The sequence below is a fragment of the Bacillus nitratireducens genome (assembly GCF_001884135.1).
GTDB lineage: Bacteria > Bacillota > Bacilli > Bacillales > Bacillaceae_G > Bacillus_A > Bacillus_A nitratireducens.
Map to the genome: position 1 here is coordinate 1 of NZ_MAOC01000097.1, position 241 is coordinate 241.

Genomic DNA, 241 nt, shown 5'->3' on the forward strand with positions numbered 1-241 from the left:
TTGGAACTACCAAGTTCTACGTTTGTATTCAATGGAGAAGAAATAGAAGCGTTTCCTCTTATTGAAGTGAAATGGTTCGAGCGTGGACAGGAAATTCGTGATCGATTTGCCAAGGCCATTACTACATATGTAATGGATTTTGGACTTCCAGAAGTAGAGGTTGTATTTACGGTTTTCACAGAATCAGCGTATTATATTAACGGGAAGCATTGTGCAAGTTAGAGCTATTTGAAAGATTTTT

1 protein-coding gene is annotated in these 241 nt (G+C 37.3%); it reads left to right on the forward strand.

Annotated features, from left to right (window positions below; translation table 11 throughout):
• Positions 1–222, forward strand: a 222-nt coding sequence (locus BAU23_RS28315; protein ID WP_071735712.1) for a DUF1904 family protein, incomplete at its 5' end; no start/stop codon positions are given.
• Positions 223–241 lie beyond the last annotated feature (19 nt).